The sequence below is a fragment of the Ruminococcus sp. J1101004sp1_RTP21198st1_B9_RTP21198_201120 genome (genome assembly GCF_040924245.1).
Taxonomy (GTDB): domain Bacteria; phylum Bacillota; class Clostridia; order Lachnospirales; family Lachnospiraceae; genus Blautia_A; species Blautia_A faecis.
Genome location: NZ_JBCOMI010000003.1, coordinates 136,844 through 154,328 on the forward strand (window position 1 = coordinate 136,844; position 17,485 = coordinate 154,328).

Here is a 17,485-nt window from a genome sequence, read left to right on the forward strand (position 1 = left end):
ATTAAAGCATATGCCAGATCCGGATATTCTATGAGATAAATCATAAGTTTCTGTACCTGCCGCCAATCACATTCTGCCAGCTACGACAACCGAATTCGAGTGAAATATACTGCAAAACAGAACGTGCAGATTGCAGGAATGATTTTTCAAACAGGCGCCAGAGCGTGCCTCCAAAAGGCTTTCTTCAAGATGTACGCTGCAATTTGCGGTATATTACAGTGCTCTCACATACTCCTTAAACATCTGGCCCCTCTGCTCATAATTGTCAAACTGGCCCCAGCTTGCGCATGCAGGAGATAAAAGGACCGCGTCCCCGACGTTTGCCTTATCCGCACACACCTGCACAGCTTCTTTCAGATCCTCGCAGAGAATAATGTCATGAAAACCGTTCTTCTCAGCTGCAGCCTTAATTTTCTCTTTCGTCTGACCAATAAGTACCAGATACCTTACTTTGCCGTCAAATGCCTGGATCCACTCATCATAGCTGGATTCCTTATCATATCCGCCGCCAATCAGAAGAGTCGGACGGTTCATTGCCTGGATTCCCTTAATAGCCGCATCCGGGTTGGTTCCCTTTGAATCGTTATAATATGCCACACCGTTTTTCTCAGTTACATACTCAATTCTGTGCTCCACGGCTGTAAACTCACAGATACTCTTACGGATGCTATCCATATCAACACCTGCGTAGTAAGCCATGGTCACTGCTGCCATTACATTCTCAAAATTGTGTGTACCAAGAAGCTTCAGCTCTCCTGTTCTCACAACCGGAATCTCCTCTTTCTCTGTGCGGAGAATAATCTGGTCTCCTCTCAGGAAAATACCCTTTTCAAGTTCTCTTGCACTGGAAAAATATACAGCCTTTGGCACAATATTTTTGCCAAATTCACGAAGGATTTCATCCTCATAATTCAGCACACATACATCTTCCGGACCCTGGTTGCTGGTGATCAGCTCTTTCACGCGGATATACTCAGCCATTGTATGATGACGGTTCAGATGATCCTCTGTGATATTCAAAATGGCGCTTACCCTTGGAGCAAATTTCCAGATAGTCTCAAGCTGGAAGCTGCTGATCTCTGCAACCGTGACAGTCTCATCGGTCATCTCCAGTGACTTGGAAGTATACGGAGTTCCAATATTTCCAACAACAAATACAGATGGGCGTGCATCTGACATGATTTTTCCAAGAAGGGCTGTTGTTGTAGTTTTTCCGTTTGTTCCGGTAATTGCAAGAACTTCACCCTTTCCCGTCTGATAAGCCAGTTCAACCTCGCCCCATACAGGAAGTCCCTGATCATAAAAACCTTTTACAATTGGAAGATCTGTGGGAACTCCAGGACTTAATACCACAAGGTCCAGGCTTTCCTGAACTTCCTTCGGCAGCTCTCCTGCATAGATGGGAAGTTCATAATTTCCACTGATTTTATGTAATACGCTCTCTTTATCCAGATCTGCTTTTCCATCGTAGAGAACCGGGCAGGCACCAACTGCATTCAGAAGATCAGCTGCGCCGATACCGCTTTTTCCGGCTCCGAAAACCAGAACTTTTTTTCCTTTTAATTCCATGATTTATTTCCTCCTTAATGCCTTGCAATGGATGCCCCAGAATTCTCCCTTTTCAGGCACGCTTCAGGCAGCTCTTACAGGGCTAAAAGTCCGATCAGGCACATAATTGCAGTCACAATGGTAAACACTGCAACTACTCTGGCTTCTGACCATCCGCAAAGCTCAAAATGATGATGGATAGGCGCCATTTTGAAAATACGTTTGCCATGTGTTGCTTTGAAATAGGTTACCTGGATCATAACGGACAGTACCTCGACCAGATAGATCAGGCCCACGATCAGTATGAACAGAGGCATCTGCAGCATATAAGCCACACCTGCCACAAATCCGCCAAGTGCCAGAGATCCTGTATCACCCATGAATACACTTGCCGGATATACATTGTAAAGTAAAAATCCCATCAGTCCGCCGATAACCGCACAGGTGACAGGCTCGATACCGGACTGGGTTCCAATGGATACAACCGTGAAGAATACGGCTACGATCAGGGTAACGCTGGTAGCAAGACCGTCTACACCGTCAGTAAAGTTTACGCCATTTACAGTTCCGATCACTGCAAAGAACAGCACTGGTACAGCCAGCCAGCCAAGATTCAGATAATGTCCTCCCCAGAACGGAATGCGCATGGTCAGGGACACATCTGTATATCGAAGCAGGTAGAAAGTGAAAATACCAGTTACCACTACCTGAAGCAGAAATTTCTGCCATGGGAGAAGTCCGTCAGATCTTCTAAGGACTACCTTCAGATAATCATCCAGAAAACCGATCAGTCCGAATCCCAGAGTCAGGAACAAAACCGGGATAATTTTGGGATAATCTTTTACATAAAACAATGAAGTAATAATCGTGGATATCAGAAAGATCACGCCGCCCATAGTCGGAGTTCCGGCCTTTTTCAGATGCGACTGTACGCCCTCTGTTCTCTCTGTCTGTCCCATTTTCAGCTTACGCAGAAAAGGAATGATAACAGGTCCTAATACTGCACTGATTGCGAAGGAAATCAGCACCGGGATCACAATATGAAATTCCATCCTCACACCTCTTTAATTCTTTCGTTTTTTTCGTTCCAGAGTCTGTTTAAAAAAGCATTCCGCACAAAGTGTGACACACATCTTGCAGAAACCCTTTTCAAACACGCTCTAAACTTTTTAAAGCATCTTATAGTATAAAGCTTTTCCCCTTATTTATCAACCCATAGCTTGGTTTTTGCAAGATAATATCCCTACATTGTTTACTACTTACCTCGTGACCGGTAACATACTTCTCCTTGCTCACAGTCTGACCGGTCACCGAAGCTTAGCTTTCTTTTTTCTGATTTAGAGCGTGTTTGAAAAAGGCTTTCTACAAGATGTGCGTCACAATTTGTGGGAGATTTTGCCCGGATGAGGGCGCCGTAGCGGGCTACGGCAACCAAATTCGGGTGAAATCTTCCGCAAAGTGGGGCGTGCAGATTGCTGGAATGATTTTTCAAACACGCTCTAGCACCGCCTCAAAAATATTCTTTATCACAGGTGCCGCAATGGTTCCTCCGTAATACACGCCCTGCGGGTCATGTATAATGCAAAGCCCCAGGATCTGCGGATCTTCCGCAGGCATAAAGCCAAGAAAGGAGGAAATATACCGGTTGGCACTTCTTGGCAAAGTCTGGGAAGTAGCTGTCTTGCCCCCTACTGTGCATCCCTCAATCCGGGCATTTCTTCCGGAACCTTCTGACACTACTTTCTCCAGAATTCCTCTTACTGTCTCTGATGTTTTTTCCGAAATAATCCCCGTTTCCACCGGATATTCCAGCTTTCTTCCGCTGGTGCCATCTGAGCTCAGAACGGATACCCCAAAATGAGGTGTGATCCGCCTCCCCCCATTGATCAGAGAACTGACTGTGGTCGCCAGCTGAATTGGCGTAATCTGAAAAGACTGGCCAAAAGCAACTGTTGCCAGCTCCACATTCCCCATATTTTCCATTTTATGCATGATCGTTCCAGCCTCTCCCGGCAGATCTACACCTGTCTTCTTCAAAAGTCCAAACTCCTTGAAATAATGATAATAGTTTTCCACCCCAAGTCTCAGACCCACTTCAATAAAAACCGGATTGCAGGAATTCTGGGCACCTTCCACAAAGCTCTGGGAACCGTGTCCTGTTCTCCTTGCACAGTGAATCCGCCTGTCATCCACCAGCTTATACCCCGGACAGAAAAATCTGTCATTTACGGAAACCACGCCAGCCTCCAGACCTGCAGACATGGTAATGATCTTAAAGGTAGAACCGGGCTCATATGTATCGTTCAGGCAGGGATTTCTCCACATCTGGTTCAGAAGATCCTGTTTTTCCTGTTCATTCAGTCCTGAAGTGTCCACGTCCGTATTCAATATAAAAGGATCGTTCAGATCAAATTCCGGCACATTAACACATACATAAATTTCTCCGTTCTGCGGATTCATAAGAAGTATGGAAACACGCGCAGCCTGTTTTTCTTCCATTACTTTCAGGGCCGCCTGCTGAGCATACTGCTGCAGATCCACATCCAGACTGATTTTCAGGTTTTCCCCTGCCACCGGATCTTCCCTGCTTTCTCCGATCTGGTCGATTTCCACGCCTCTGGCATCTGTTGTGGTCAGGATTTTTCCCGCCTGTCCCTTTAAAATTTCCTCATATTTCACTTCCAGGCCAATTATCCCCTGATTGTCACCGCCTGTAAATCCCAGAACCTTGGAAGCCAGAGATCCGTAAGGATAATACCGCTTATAATCCTCATCCACTTTCACACCATCCAGTTCATACCCACGTATCACATCTCCCACAGATTTTTCCACATTTGTCTTAATTCGTTCAATTGAAGATATTTTTTCAACTTTTTTACGCACTGTGTCAGTATCTATTTCCAACTCTTTTGACAAGACCTCAATAACCTTCTGTGGGTCCTTAATCTGACTGTGAATAACGGAAATAGTACATACAGTTTTATTATCTGCCAGAATCCTCCCTTTTGCATCCAGTATCTGTCCTCTTGCAGCCTTAATGACTCGTTCTCTTTCATGAAGTTCTTCCGCTTTCTGGTAATAGTAATCCGACCGAACCCCCATCAGGTAAACAAGCCTTCCCACAAGTCCCAGAAGCATAAGTGCACATACAAGAAAAACCATCCATATTTTTTTCCTGTGAAAGGTCATGGTTTTTTTCATAAAAAAATCCCCATCTGAAATCATCATAACTAATATATGCTAATTTCAGATGGAGGTATGTGTTGTATTATGGTGAACAGTCCGTTTTTTATTTCCTGCCAATACTATGCCACCTATGGACAGTATTTCTAATCCAGTCCGGCTTCCTCGTTAGTCAGGCCTTCACTCTCCATATTGTTATCCTCAATGGGATCCGTGTTATCTTCCGGAGGTCCCGGAACATTGGTATCAGAAACAGCCTCCGGCAGAGTTTCCCCGGCTGAACCAGTGTAGGAATCGCTGATTCCATCAAGGTTAGCAGATTTTATATACTCTCCGTTTGCATTGATCTGATAACTTCCGTCACTATTCAGCAGGTAACCATTTTCGTCAATCCGATTGCCATCCCAGTCAATGAGGTTGCCCTCTTCATCCACCAGATTTCCATTTTCATCAATCTGACTGTCAGATATAGTATTTACATGACCATTAAATTTCTCCCAAAGCTCTGTCTCCGGAACAGTTCCGTCTGTAGACTGATCGGGCTGAATATTCATGTATGGCAGAAGCTCGGAAAGAATTGCCTGTGCCACATACTGTGGATAAATACTGCTGGCCTGATCCTCTACATTTGGCTCGTCAATTACCACATAAATCAGAACCTGCGGGTCATCAACCGGGGCAAATCCGATAAAGGAAACCACGTATTTACCATTTCCACGGGGGAATTTCTCCGCAGTTCCTGTTTTACCGCCTGAGCTGTAACCCTGTACCTTTGACGTCATACTGGTACCCTGCTCTACACTGGCCTGCATATAGCTTCTGATATCAGCGGAAATGCTGGAAGAAATAGTCTGCTTCTGAAGAAGCGGGCTGATTGTCTTCACAGTTGCACCGCTGGCGTCTTTGACTTTTGTCACAAGATGTGGCTGATAATAGTAGCCGCCATTGATGACCGAACACATTGCATTGATTTCCTGGATCATAGTACAGCTGAATCCCTGACCAAATGCAGAACACGCAAGCTCTGTCTCATGCATGGTATCAACAGTATGCATAATACCATATCCCTCATTTGGAAGATCGATTCCTGTCCGGCTTCCGAAATTGAAAGTACTCTGTGCTTTCAGAAAATTTTCAACTCCCATCTTTGCACCAATCTGCATCATGGCATCGTTACAGGAATTTGCGATTACTTCCGCAAGGGTTTCCATTCCGTGTCCGTAAATATTTGCACATTTGATGGTGGTCATATTTCCTGGCACACCAAAATTCTGGTAACCATCACAATAGAAGGTATCACTGGTGGATATTTTTCCCTGTTCCAGAGCAGCTGCCATAACAATGGGCTTCACAACAGAACCAGGTTCGTAAATGTCGGTTACACAAAAGTTATTCCACATGGCGCTTAGAGCATCCATGGTCTCACTGTCATTCATAGCAGCAATCTCATCTGCTGAATATAAGGAAGACAGATTACGTGGATCATTAAGATCATATCGGTCGCCCCCATCCATGGCAAGGATTTCACCACTTGAAGGGTCTTCCACGATCACTCCTATATTTTTGGCGCCAGTAGATTTCTTAAAGGCATTTACCCATTTTTCCACAATCTGCTGTGTTCCAAGATCAAGGCTAAGCTCCAGACTGTTTCCGTCAGAAGCTTCGATAATGGTTTGCTCCACATTAGAATCATCACTGAAATATCCGTACTGTCGGCCATCAATTCCTGTCAGGCTGCTATTGTAGTAGCCCTCAATTCCATAGTCCGCAGTATCTCGGGAAAAAGTAAATCCCAACGTATCACAGGCCAGCTCATTATATGGATAGACTCTCAGGTAATCTTCTTCAAACCATACACCCTGGATATTGTTTTTCTCCTGAATTTCTTCCCTGGTCATTTCCGTATCATCTGGTATGCTGCAGTAATCCTCGAATGCTTTCTTATCATCCATGGAGACCTGCTTTTTCACGATCTGATACTGACTCTCCCTGGTCTTATCAGAAGTAAGCCTGGTACGGAGTTCTCCTTCATCAAGGCCAAATATGGTAACCAGAGCATTCACCGTAGGATCCAGATAATCCTCATCTGAATTTACAGCTTTACAGTCCAGTACAACATTATACACCTTGTTGCTCGTTGCCAGAATGTTGCCATTTCGATCATAGATTGTCCCTCGTTTCGCTGGCATTGTGCGATTCTGGTATTTTTGCTGAGCCTGACTCAGCACCTGTTTCTTATACTTGTCACCACTTTGAAAATTAATATAAGTGATAACTCCCAATAAAACGATTAAAGCTCCCAATACGCAAAAGAGCAGTATTGACAGCTTTTTTTTCATACTGTGATTTATTTTTTTTATAGGTTTTCTTTTTGTTTTTCTTCTCAGAGTAGTCAATCAAACACCTGCCTTCATTCCCATTACTTCCCGGTCACGTCCTGATACTGTCTTACGTAGCTGCCGCCTTCAGTCGCATAGGTTTCTGTCTGCTGGTTGCTTGGATATTTCATGCCCAGACGTCCGATGGCGATTTTCCGGATTCTTTCAAGGTCAACACTTGAAGTCACCTGGCTCTCATATGCATCGTTGTCTTCTTTCAGCTCGGCCAGTTGGGATTCAAGAGTGGCCAGCTGGCTTCTTTTACTGGTGCATTCTGTTTTCAATTTCAGATAATTAATACTGCAAAACACAATAAGGATACCAAGTGCAGCCAGAAATATGGCAAAATTACGGTTCATATTATTGGCTTTCGCACGGTTTCTCCTGGCTGCCTTACTAAGCGGCTTGTTCCCCCGGACCTGCTGCTCTGGTGTGGTCAGCTCTGGTTTTGCCTTATTTTTACGAACAGAATGCTCTGGCTGACGGTACTCTCTCCGCTCAGGAACTTCCTGGACTTTTCGGACAGTGTTGCCATCAACATACACATTTTGTGGACGTCTTTTACCTGACACAGTATTCGTATGTCTGCCTGTCTCCGCCATTTTTTACCCTTCTTTTAAACTTTTTTTTCAAAAATTCTAAGCTTAGCACTCTTAGAACGCGGGTTTTCTTCCATTTCTTCATCACTTGGAAGAATTGGCTTCCTTGTGATAACTCTCCCCTTGGATTTCTTTCCGCACACACATACCGGAAAATCCGGTGGACAGGTACACGGGTTCTCATTTTTTCGAAAAATTGTTTTTACAATTCTGTCTTCCAGTGAATGGAACGTAATAATGCAAAGCCTTCCGCCATCATCCAGAAGATCAATCATCCCATCAAGTGAATCACGAAGAACATCCAGTTCCTTATTCAGCTCAATTCTGATTGCCTGGAACGTACGCTTAGCCGGATGGCCTCCTGCTGCCTGTATCTTCATAGGTATGGATTCCCGGATGATCTGTGTAAGCTGGCCCGTTGTCATAATGGGGCTCTGCTGTCTTGCTGCTACTATATGTTTCGCGATATTTTTCGCAAATTTATCTTCACCGTAATCGCGGATAATGCGATACAGTTCTCTTTCTTCATAACCGTTAACAATGTCACTGGCAGTCTGTGTCTGTCTCTGATCCATGCGCATGTCAAGAGGTGCATCTACCCGATAGGTAAATCCACGTTCCTCATTGTCCAGCTGATAGGAGGATACTCCCAAATCCAGAACAATACCATCAACCTTGTGAATTCCCCTTGCGGCAAGCTCCTGTACCATGTAACAATAATTGCTGCGAATGATTGTCACCTGGTCAAAGGCGGCAAGCCGTTCACTCGCAGCAATTATCGCATCCTGGTCTTGATCTATACCAATAAATCTCCCCTTGGCAGAAAGTTTCCTGCATACCTCAATGGCATGTCCTGCGCCGCCCAAAGTGCCATCCACATAGATTCCATCCGGCTTAATATTCAGCCCGCCAACGGTCTCGTCCAGTAATACAGATTTGTGTTTAAATTCCATTTCCGTCTCCTGTTGGATTTCTCGCTTATTTTATGCTCAGATGACGATTCCCATGTTCTCCATGTCGGCAGCAATGCTGTCCATATCGTCATAATTGCAATTCTCGCTCCATTTCTCCTTGCTCCAGACTTCTACTCTGCTTAAGTTTCCAGCCAGAATAACATCTTTCTCCAGACCAGCGAACTCACGTAACGTCTGTGGTACGAGAATTCTCCCCTGCTTGTCCAGTTCACATGTTGTTGCACCTGCAACAAAGAAGCGCGAAAAGGCTCTAGCGTCTTTATTTGTAAGTGGTAATACACGGAGTTTCTCTTCAAAGGCTTCCCATTCATCCATAGGATAAATATAAAGACAACCATCAAGTCCTCTGGTAAGAACAAATTCCTCACCTAAAGGTTCCCGAAATTTCGCCGGGATGATCAAACGCCCCTTCGCGTCGATTGTGTGATTGTACTCGCCCATGAACATAAAAACTCACCTACTCTCGTGAAATACGAGTCTCCCCCTCGTATCTCATGACGGGAAACAAATGGAAGTTCTGCCACTTCGTCCCCATTTGTCACCACTTTTCTCCACTTCCTACCACTTATGAACCCATTCTAACCCATTTGCCCCTAAATTACAAGTGGGAAATTATGAAATCTATTACATAATTCTGTTACAAAGTCCTTACAAACAGCGAAAATGCAGTCAAAAAATTTTTATATACAAATAAATCCTGCCCTGCAGGACTTTTTATATTGCCGGAAATTCCAGCGAAATTACCTATTACACACAAAAAAACGCCACTTCAGTGGGATTCGCTCCCACCAAAATAACGTTTTGTTTAGTCCAGATTCAGGTATCTGACAATCATATGATCAATCTTTCTGCTCATGGGCAGGTTTTTTCGCAAATCTGCGCGGCTGGCTATACAACCATTCATCTTCTTCTGAAGCTGTCGGACCCTTCGCAGCAACAGTTTCTTCTTCAGAAATCCCGGCATTTTCTTCCACATAATTTTCTGTACCGGAAGCTTCTGGCAAAGCTTCCTCCTCAGAAATTTCTTCTGTATCTTTCTCTGAGTCCTTCTCATAGAAATCCTCAGCAACTGAATTTTCCTCTTCCACGATTTTCTCTGTGTTCTTTTCATCCTGAGGATCTTCTTCCGGATGCTCTTCTTCCACAGACGAAGTTTCTTCTGATTCTTCGGAATCATGTTCATAAGCAGATGCTGTTCCGTTATAGACTTCCGGAACACCTGCGGCATCTCCATCTGCAAAAGCTCTCTCCAGTCTGAGCCGGTCTCTGTATTCTTCTGCTTCAGCTTCTCTGGCTGCTCTTTCCTGCGCTTCATAGTCCTGTTCTCTCCTGCGTCTGCGCCTTGCCGCCCTCTTTTTCGCCATGGTTTCTTCCACAACTGCGATCATAGCACAGATTACAAACAGTGCTGCTGAGATCAGCTGGGAAATTCCAACAGAAGTTCCCGGAATCATAAGCTTGTCTGTTCGAAGAAGTTCTATGCAAAATCGTCCGAGACCATATCCTGCCAGATATTTCAGAAATACTTCTCCGTGGAAATGTTTTTTGCGCTTCCACACAAGCATCAGGAGAAACAAAAGCAGACACCAAAGACTCTCGTATAAGAAAACCGGATGTACTTGAATATAAGAAGTTCCACCTATTGTCTCCAGGTTTTCCCTCATTGCAGATGTCACTTCGCTGGAACGCACAGCAGATAAAGGGAGCTGCATTGCAAATATGCTGTTGGTATACTCACCGAAAGATTCCCTGTTAAAGAAATCTCCCCACCTTCCTATTATCTGCGCAATAACGATTCCCATGCTGGCAGTATCTGCCATCTGCATAAAAGATTTTCTGCGCACGCCGCAGTAAATGGCAGCTCCCAGCATTCCTCCAAACAGACCGCCGTAGAATGTAAGTCCGCCATTTCTCACATTAAAGATCTCAATAATATTGCCCTTATAAAGATTCCAGGAACATAAAACATAAAGCATTCTGGATCCGACCACACCCAGAAGCAGGGATATGATCATCATTTCCAGATAATCGTCTTTATTCTCGCCGCAGCGCTTCGCTTCCAGAATCACAAATCCCATTCCCAGAAGCATTCCCAGAGCTATTACAAGGCCAAAAAATGTAATCTCAAATCCAAATATTTGAATGGATTTCCCCACATAATCCAGGTTTATTCCCAGATTCGGAAACTGAATTGACATTTATGCTATCCCTCTGTTTCTATTACTTATCAGACATTGAAACGGAATAAGATCACATCGCCATCCTGTACTACGTAATCCTTACCTTCCATTCTTACAAGACCTTTTTCTCTTGCACCTGCATAGGAGCCACAGTCAAGAAGATCCTGATAGTTTACTACCTCAGCTTTAATGAATCCACGTTCAAAATCAGAATGAATCTTACCTGCAGCCTGCGGAGCCTTGGTTCCAATCTTTATGGTCCATGCTCTGGTCTCATCTTCTCCGGAGGTCAGGAAGCTCATAAGTCCAAGAAGATGATAACTTGCCTTAACCAGCTTCTCAAGTCCTGATTCCTTGAGTCCAAGATCCTCCAGGAACATTTTTCTCTCATCCTCATCCAGCTCGGAAATCTCTTCCTCGATCTGAGCACAGATTACGAAAATTTCACTGTTCTGCTCCGCAGCATATTTTCTTACAGCCTGTACATGCGCATTGTCAGCACCATCATTTGCAAGATCGTCCTCTGCCACATTTGCAGCGTAAATTACCGGTTTCTGAGTGAGCAGATTGTATGTTCCCATCCATGCTTCCTCATCCTCATTCTCCAGTTCCATAGTGATTGCCATCTTGCCGTCTTCCAGCCATTTCTTGATCTTCTGAAGGAAATCAAGCTCTTTAGCAGCTTCTTTGTCCATACGGGCAGTCTTGGTAACCTTTGCAATTCTTCTCTCCAGGATCTCAAGATCAGAGAAAATAAGCTCCAGGTTAATAGTCTCAATATCACGGATCGGATCGATGCTTCCATCTACGTGGATTACATTGGTATCCTCAAAGCAGCGTACTACATGAACGATTGCATCGACTTCACGGATGTTTGCAAGGAACTGATTTCCAAGACCCTCTCCCTTAGAAGCGCCCTTTACAAGTCCTGCAATGTCAACAAATTCTATAACAGCCGGTGTCACTTTCTTGGAATGATAAAAATCACCAAGCAGTGCAAGTCTTTCATCCGGCACAGTAACAACTCCCACATTCGGGTCAATGGTACAGAAGGGATAGTTCGCAGATTCTGCACCTGCCTTTGTCAGGGAATTAAAAAGTGTACTTTTTCCTACATTTGGAAGTCCAACGATACCTAATTTCATTTTATCCTATATCTCCTTATTTTTAGGGGCGTTTGACATTTCTTTACGCCATTCTTTTGCTATTATACCACAAACAATAAAAATATGATATATTTCCGGCCCCATATTGTCTTCTCTATACATCTTTTTATTTTAGCATACCCAACTCTTTCCATCAAGACAAAAGCTCTGGACAATCTGATAAATTTGAAAAAACACCTCATATTTCCAATTGAATATGAAGTGTTTCTCTTTCGTAATACATCATTTATTTCAAATCTCTGGACATGATCATAAGAAGACTGCCTTTTTCGTAGAGTATCTTGGCCTTTTCTTCCTGAATCTCGTTGCTAACGGTGCGGCCGCAGTTATCTGTAGTAAGGCGGTAATGATCCAATGGGTATTTAAACCCCTTCAAAGTAAGACCTTCAACCGTTTCACCGGCTGCGAAAAAGGAAACATATTTTCCGAATTGACTGTCTTTTCGAATAATATGGCCATTTTCCACAAGACAGATGTAATTCTGAGCATCTGCCAGGATCACATTGACACCCTTTTGTCTGCCATATCCCAAAAGTCCCATGTTTCCAATAAAATGATCCAGTCTTCCACCAGTTGCGCCAAGAATAAGAATATTCTTTGCCCCTCTTCTTATTGCCAGATTTAAAGTAGACTGGGTATCTGTATCATCCTTTTCAGGATTCAGTCTGACAATTTCTGTATGGTCAAGACTCTCCAGATATGCCTTTCCAGCACCTGATAAACTGTCAAAATCACCGTCCACAATATCCGGGACAAGACCTGTTTCCCGAAAGAAATCCAGTCCTCTGTCAGCCGCCAGCAAAAGCAGCTTCTTTCCTTTTCGCTCTTCTTCTATTTTTCTTATAAAATCGAGGGCAAAATCTTTCTGGATCATGCCCCCGCTTACGATTACTGTATCTATCATTCTATCTTTCACTCAATCCTGTCACCAATCTCTTCGATCTGTTTCTGAATATGGCGGACATTCTGGGCAATATCACCGCCGAATACCCAGGATCCGGCAACAAAGATATTGGCACCAGCTTTCATAACAGTCTCTATGGTACCCTCATTGATTCCACCGTCAACCTCAATATCCACATTCAGATTCTCTTTATCGATCAGTTCTCTCAGTTCCTGAATCTTCTCTGTACACTCGTCCATATATTTCTGTCCGCCAAAGCCAGGCTGAACAGTCATCACCAAAACCATATCCACATCCTCAAGCATATGGCTGATATCATTTACCGGAGTTGCAGGCTTGATGGAAACACCAATTTTCACTCCTGCATCCTTGATACGCTCTATAGTACGTTCCAGATCCTCACATGCCTCAGCATGAACGGTGATGGAATCCGCACCACAATTTACAAAATCCTGAATGTATCTTTCTGGCTCTGTCACCATAAGATGAACATCAAAAAACATCTTGGATTCTTTACGGATGGATTTGATCACCGGCATACCAAAAGAAATGCTTGGTACAAAATCTCCATCCATAACATCAATATGGAGCCATTCAACTCCTTCGTTTTCAAGAATTTTAATCTGTTCGCCCAGACGGTTAAAATCCGCTGATAAAATGGAAGGGCATAGCTGATACATAGTTTTAGTATCTCCTTTTCTCTTTTAATTCCTCATATAAAGCCAGATAGTTGTCATACCGCTGCTGACTAATTTCACCTTCAGACAGAGCTTCCTTCACTGCACAGCCCGGTTCATGAATGTGCATACACCCCTGAAACCGGCATTGCGGCTCATACATTACAAATTCCGGGAAGTAATCCCGAAGCTCCTCTTCCTTCATATCGGTAAGATACAAAGAAGAAAATCCCGGAGTATCCACCAGGAAAGTATTCTTCTCCACCGGGATTACCTGGGAATGTCTGGTGGTATGCTTGCCGCGCTTCAGTTTTTTGCTGATCTCACCAGTCTCCATCTGCACTTCACCCTGCATACAGTTGGTAATGGAAGATTTCCCCACACCGGAAGGTCCTGCAACTACTGTTGTTTTTCCCTTCAGTATCTCATGAATCTCGTCCATTCCCTCTCCCTCATAGGTACTGGAAAGCACTACACGATATCCACATCCAGTGTAGATTTCGTAAAGCTTTTCCATTTCTTCCTTCTCTCCCACATCTTTCTTATTGAAGCAGATAACCACGGGAATTCCCTGCTGCTCCATCATGATCAGAAAGCGGTCCAGAAGAAGGAAATTAGGCTTTGGATTCTCCATGGCAAAAATCAAAAACGCCTGATCTACATTGGCAACAGCAGGACGGATAAGCGAATTGCGGCGGGGAAGAATGGAAGTTACACTACCTTCCTTCTCCTCCTCATTCAAAACGGTAATCTCCACATTATCACCTACCAGAGGCTTGAAATTATCCTTTCGAAAAATTCCTTTTGCCTTACATTCGTAAATATTGCCGTCTTCCGCATAGATATAATAGAAACCTGCAATTCCTTTAATGATCTTTCCCTGCATGGATTACTCAACTTTCTCAAAAGTAAGAGGATAATGGCCAAGTTCCTGATAGCTTCCATCAGATTGCTGCTCAGACAAATATAAAGTACCCTCAGCAACTCCTGGTGCACCTGTAATATCCAGCTGATATGGGAAAGTAAGCTGCTGTCCTTCTACCACAGAGCTTGCTTTTGGATCGCCGCCTACATTCTGAACAAGCTCCAGTCTGATCAGACCTCCGTTATATCCGGTAGGCGTATTCAGTCTCTGTGTGCATTTCCATACTTCGCCATTTGCTACTGCTGCTGCAGTAGTATCAGAAGAACTCGGATCCTCAGTATTCTGTGAAGAAGTATCCTGACTTCCACTGCTTACAGTAAGAGTGATCGTATCGTTATCCGGATCTGCATATACCGGGTTGTCATCTGTATATCCTACAGGATCCTGAGAGATAACAGTTCCCTCTGCAACGTCTGTGCTCATCTGCATTTCCACATTAATATTAATGAATTTGCCAAGCTTGGCAATCGCATCATTCTTCGCCATTCCGGTTACATCTGGCACCTGTACACTGTCACCATAATTAATACCACGGCTGATGGTAAGAGTAACTGTGTCGCCTGCCTTAACAGTAGTTCCTGCCACCGGCTCAGTATCAAGAACACATCCAATGTCTACCATAGAAGACTGGCTTTCATCCGGGTAAATCTTGTTAATCTGAACCGTTAATCCCTGACTTTCCAGAGTTTCCTGGGCAGAAGCACCATTCTGGCCAAACATATCGGTAAGAGTGATGGATTCAGAACCTTTACTTAAATAATAATTTACAGTTGAATTCTTTGCAACCTTTGTTCCCGCTACAGGATCCTGGGAAGAAATCTTGCCTTTTTCCTGTGTGGAAGCTTCCTCGCCTTTGTAACTCATTCCAATGTTTACAGAAGCACAAAGTTCCTGCGCCTCAGTCTCTGTTTTGCCCATAAGGTCCGGTACTGATACCATATCATCATCTGCATCTGCTGCCTGAGTAACCTGAGCCTGCTGCTCCTGCTGACTGGAAGACTCCGCTTTACCGCCTATCAGTCCTGCAGCCTTTCCCACTACAAGAATCACTGCGATCAGAACTGCGGCACCTATGATCAGAGCAATAATACTTCCAGCTACACTGACGCCTCTTTTCTGCTTTTTGATACGTCTTTCTCTCTCTTCCCGCTCTCTGCTTCGTTCACGATCCCGGTTCTTTCTGGAGCCTTTCGAGCTCTCTTCCTTATCATCATATCCGAAATCGTCATCATCATCGTAGTTTGTCTCATTCAGTTCTTTTTCCAGAGTTTCTATATCCGGCTTAAGAGTCTGCTTCGGAGTATGCTTGATCTCTCCAAGCTCTTCATCAGAAATTACAACCGTCTTAGCATCTGTATCTACAGATGTAAGCTTCACAAAATCTCCCTGCGGGTCAATAAGAGAATGCTTCAGATCCTCGATCACATCCTCCATCTTATTATATCTGCGATCCACACTCTTCTGGGTACATTTCATAATGATCTGTTCCAGACTGTACGGCAGATCCGGGGAATAAACACTTGGCGGTACCATCTCTTCCTGAAGATGTTTGATTGCAATGGCAACTGTAGTATCTCCGTCAAAAGGGACACGTCCTGTTACCATCTCATATAAGGTGATACCAAGTGAGTAGATATCACTCTTCTCATCGCTGTAGCCGCCTCGTACCTGCTCCGGTGAGCTGTAATGTACAGACCCCATAACATTGGAGCTGATGGTATTGGAAGAAGCAGCTCTTGCAATTCCAAAGTCTGTTACCTTTACTTTGCCGTCTGTGGAAATAATAATATTCTGAGGCTTCACATCACGATGTACAATGCCGTGGCTGTGTGCTGCCTCAAGTCCCATAGATACCTGAATGGCAATACTGGTAGCTTCCTTTACCGAAAGCTTGCCTTTCTTGGAAATATACTCCTTAAGAGTGATTCCCTCGATCAGCTCCATTACGATATAATAAACGCCCTCATCATCGCCTACATCAAATACATTTACTATGTTTGGATGAGTAAGACCTGCTGCTGCCTGCGCTTCACTTCTGAATTTCTTTACAAAAGTTGCATCTTCCCTGAATTCCGGCTTCAGAACCTTAACTGCCACAAAACGGTTCAGTTTATGGTCCATTGCCTTATATACGTCCGCCATTCCGCCGGTACCGATTTTACTTACAATTTCATAGCGTTCTGCTATAATCATACCTGTCTTTAACATGTTTCCACCTCATTCGTGAATGGTTCTATCAATATGATTGCAATGTTATCCTTGCCGCCGTTATTGTTGGCTTCCTGGATAAGAGTATTTCCTTTCCAGGTGATATCCTCATCAGAATTCAATATGATTTCTTCCATTTTTTTGTCTTCCACCATATTGCTGAGACCATCGGAACACATCAGGATCGTACTTCCCGGTTCCAGACGCATATCAAAGAAATCCACGTCTACAGTTTTTTCTGCTCCCAGAGCTCTGGTGATAATGTTTTTATCCGGATGATTTCTTGCCTCCTCAGCAGTGATTTCACCCATTCTTACCATTTCCTGCACCAGTGAATGATCCCTGGTAACCTGCCTCAGCTGTTTATCCACCACATATAGTCTGCTGTCTCCCACATTGGCAACATAAGCATACTGGCCTACAATGGTGGCTACTACCATGGTAGTTCCCATTCCACGAAGTTTCTCATCCTTCTGCGCCTGTTCTATAATTTCTGTGTTCGCAGTCTCAATGGCATGACGGATTACCTTTACAGGATTATAATCCGTATCCTCCCTGATTTCATCTACCAGTATCCTGACCGCGTGAGAGGAGGCATAATCACCTGCATTGTGCCCTCCCATTCCATCAGCAACAGCAAAGAGGTTCGGGAGATTTCCAACTGTGTCCTGGGAAGCGAACACATAATCCTGGTTCATCTTCCGCTTCATTCCTATATTCGTAGCTGAATATACCCTCATGTC

At 44.0% G+C, this 17,485-nt stretch carries 17 protein-coding genes; 1 reads left to right on the plus strand and 16 read right to left on the minus strand.

Annotated features, from left to right (window positions below):
* Positions 1 to 66: 66 nt before the first annotated feature.
* From AB5618_RS03170 to AB5618_RS03185, 4 genes are all read right to left on the minus strand, one after another.
* The gene (locus tag AB5618_RS03170) at positions 67 to 174 is read right to left on the minus strand and encodes a DUF6783 domain-containing protein (RefSeq protein WP_368366476.1); all 108 of its coding nucleotides are present in this window, start codon (positions 172 to 174) and stop codon (positions 67 to 69) included.
* A gap of 39 nt (positions 175 to 213) precedes the next feature.
* The gene (murD, locus tag AB5618_RS03175; protein ID WP_173734849.1) at positions 214 to 1,569 is read right to left on the minus strand and encodes a UDP-N-acetylmuramoyl-L-alanine--D-glutamate ligase; all 1,356 of its coding nucleotides are present in this window, start codon (positions 1,567 to 1,569) and stop codon (positions 214 to 216) included.
* A gap of 74 nt (positions 1,570 to 1,643) precedes the next feature.
* Entirely contained in the window at positions 1,644 to 2,600 is a 957-nt protein-coding gene (mraY, locus tag AB5618_RS03180; protein ID WP_148461137.1) for a phospho-N-acetylmuramoyl-pentapeptide-transferase, read from the minus strand.
* A 203-nt stretch (positions 2,601 to 2,803) separates the two neighbouring features.
* The gene (locus AB5618_RS03185) at positions 2,804 to 2,983 is read right to left on the minus strand and encodes a DUF6783 domain-containing protein (RefSeq protein WP_334284946.1); all 180 of its coding nucleotides are present in this window, start codon (positions 2,981 to 2,983) and stop codon (positions 2,804 to 2,806) included.
* Between AB5618_RS03185 and AB5618_RS03190 the strand changes: the two genes are divergently transcribed.
* Positions 2,918 to 3,103 (plus strand): DUF6783 domain-containing protein, encoded by a 186-nt coding sequence (locus AB5618_RS03190; RefSeq protein WP_334284945.1) that lies wholly within the window; start codon positions 2,918 to 2,920, stop codon positions 3,101 to 3,103. The two genes, AB5618_RS03185 and AB5618_RS03190, sit on opposite strands and share 66 nt — an antisense overlap.
* Here AB5618_RS03190 and AB5618_RS03195 read toward each other — a convergent pair.
* From AB5618_RS03195 to AB5618_RS03250, 12 genes are all read right to left on the minus strand, one after another.
* On the minus strand, positions 3,037 to 4,749 hold the full coding sequence (locus tag AB5618_RS03195; RefSeq protein ID WP_173716061.1) for a penicillin-binding protein 2: 1,713 nt from the start codon (positions 4,747 to 4,749) through the stop codon (positions 3,037 to 3,039). The genes AB5618_RS03190 and AB5618_RS03195 overlap by 67 nt on opposite strands.
* A gap of 128 nt (positions 4,750 to 4,877) precedes the next feature.
* Positions 4,878 to 6,920 carry a penicillin-binding protein 2 gene (locus tag AB5618_RS03200; protein ID WP_227198861.1) on the minus strand — a complete coding sequence of 681 codons (2,043 nt, stop codon included), beginning with the start codon at positions 6,918 to 6,920 and terminating at the stop codon, positions 4,878 to 4,880.
* Positions 6,921 to 7,150: 230 nt separating this feature from the next.
* Positions 7,151 to 7,711 (minus strand): septum formation initiator family protein, encoded by a 561-nt coding sequence (locus AB5618_RS03205; protein WP_118578198.1) that lies wholly within the window; start codon positions 7,709 to 7,711, stop codon positions 7,151 to 7,153.
* Between the two features lie 14 nt (positions 7,712 to 7,725).
* Complete coding sequence (gene rsmH, locus AB5618_RS03210) at positions 7,726 to 8,661, minus strand: 16S rRNA (cytosine(1402)-N(4))-methyltransferase RsmH (RefSeq protein ID WP_148461134.1); 936 nt, start codon at positions 8,659 to 8,661, stop codon at positions 7,726 to 7,728.
* Positions 8,662 to 8,697: 36 nt separating this feature from the next.
* Entirely contained in the window at positions 8,698 to 9,129 is a 432-nt protein-coding gene (gene mraZ, locus AB5618_RS03215) for a division/cell wall cluster transcriptional repressor MraZ (protein ID WP_368366478.1), read from the minus strand.
* Positions 9,130 to 9,521: 392 nt separating this feature from the next.
* Positions 9,522 to 10,880, minus strand: coding sequence for a prolipoprotein diacylglyceryl transferase (gene lgt / locus AB5618_RS03220; protein ID WP_173716059.1), 1,359 nt, complete (start codon positions 10,878 to 10,880; stop codon positions 9,522 to 9,524).
* A 29-nt stretch (positions 10,881 to 10,909) separates the two neighbouring features.
* Positions 10,910 to 12,007 carry a redox-regulated ATPase YchF gene (gene ychF, locus AB5618_RS03225; RefSeq protein ID WP_021926448.1) on the minus strand — a complete coding sequence of 366 codons (1,098 nt, stop codon included), beginning with the start codon at positions 12,005 to 12,007 and terminating at the stop codon, positions 10,910 to 10,912.
* Between the two features lie 247 nt (positions 12,008 to 12,254).
* Positions 12,255 to 12,944 carry a thiamine diphosphokinase gene (locus AB5618_RS03230; protein ID WP_368366480.1) on the minus strand — a complete coding sequence of 230 codons (690 nt, stop codon included), beginning with the start codon at positions 12,942 to 12,944 and terminating at the stop codon, positions 12,255 to 12,257.
* On the minus strand, positions 12,941 to 13,612 hold the full coding sequence (gene rpe, locus AB5618_RS03235) for a ribulose-phosphate 3-epimerase (RefSeq protein ID WP_368366481.1): 672 nt from the start codon (positions 13,610 to 13,612) through the stop codon (positions 12,941 to 12,943). Before rpe ends, AB5618_RS03230 begins: the two co-directional genes overlap by 4 nt.
* A 4-nt stretch (positions 13,613 to 13,616) precedes the next feature.
* Positions 13,617 to 14,495, minus strand: a complete 879-nt coding sequence (gene rsgA / locus AB5618_RS03240) for a ribosome small subunit-dependent GTPase A (protein WP_368366482.1) — start codon at positions 14,493 to 14,495, stop codon at positions 13,617 to 13,619.
* Between the two features lie 3 nt (positions 14,496 to 14,498).
* On the minus strand, positions 14,499 to 16,742 hold the full coding sequence (gene pknB, locus AB5618_RS03245) for a Stk1 family PASTA domain-containing Ser/Thr kinase (protein ID WP_368366483.1): 2,244 nt from the start codon (positions 16,740 to 16,742) through the stop codon (positions 14,499 to 14,501).
* Entirely contained in the window at positions 16,736 to 17,482 is a 747-nt protein-coding gene (locus AB5618_RS03250; RefSeq protein WP_294672592.1) for a Stp1/IreP family PP2C-type Ser/Thr phosphatase, read from the minus strand. Before AB5618_RS03250 ends, pknB begins: the two co-directional genes overlap by 7 nt.
* Between the last annotated feature and the right edge of the window lie 3 nt (positions 17,483 to 17,485).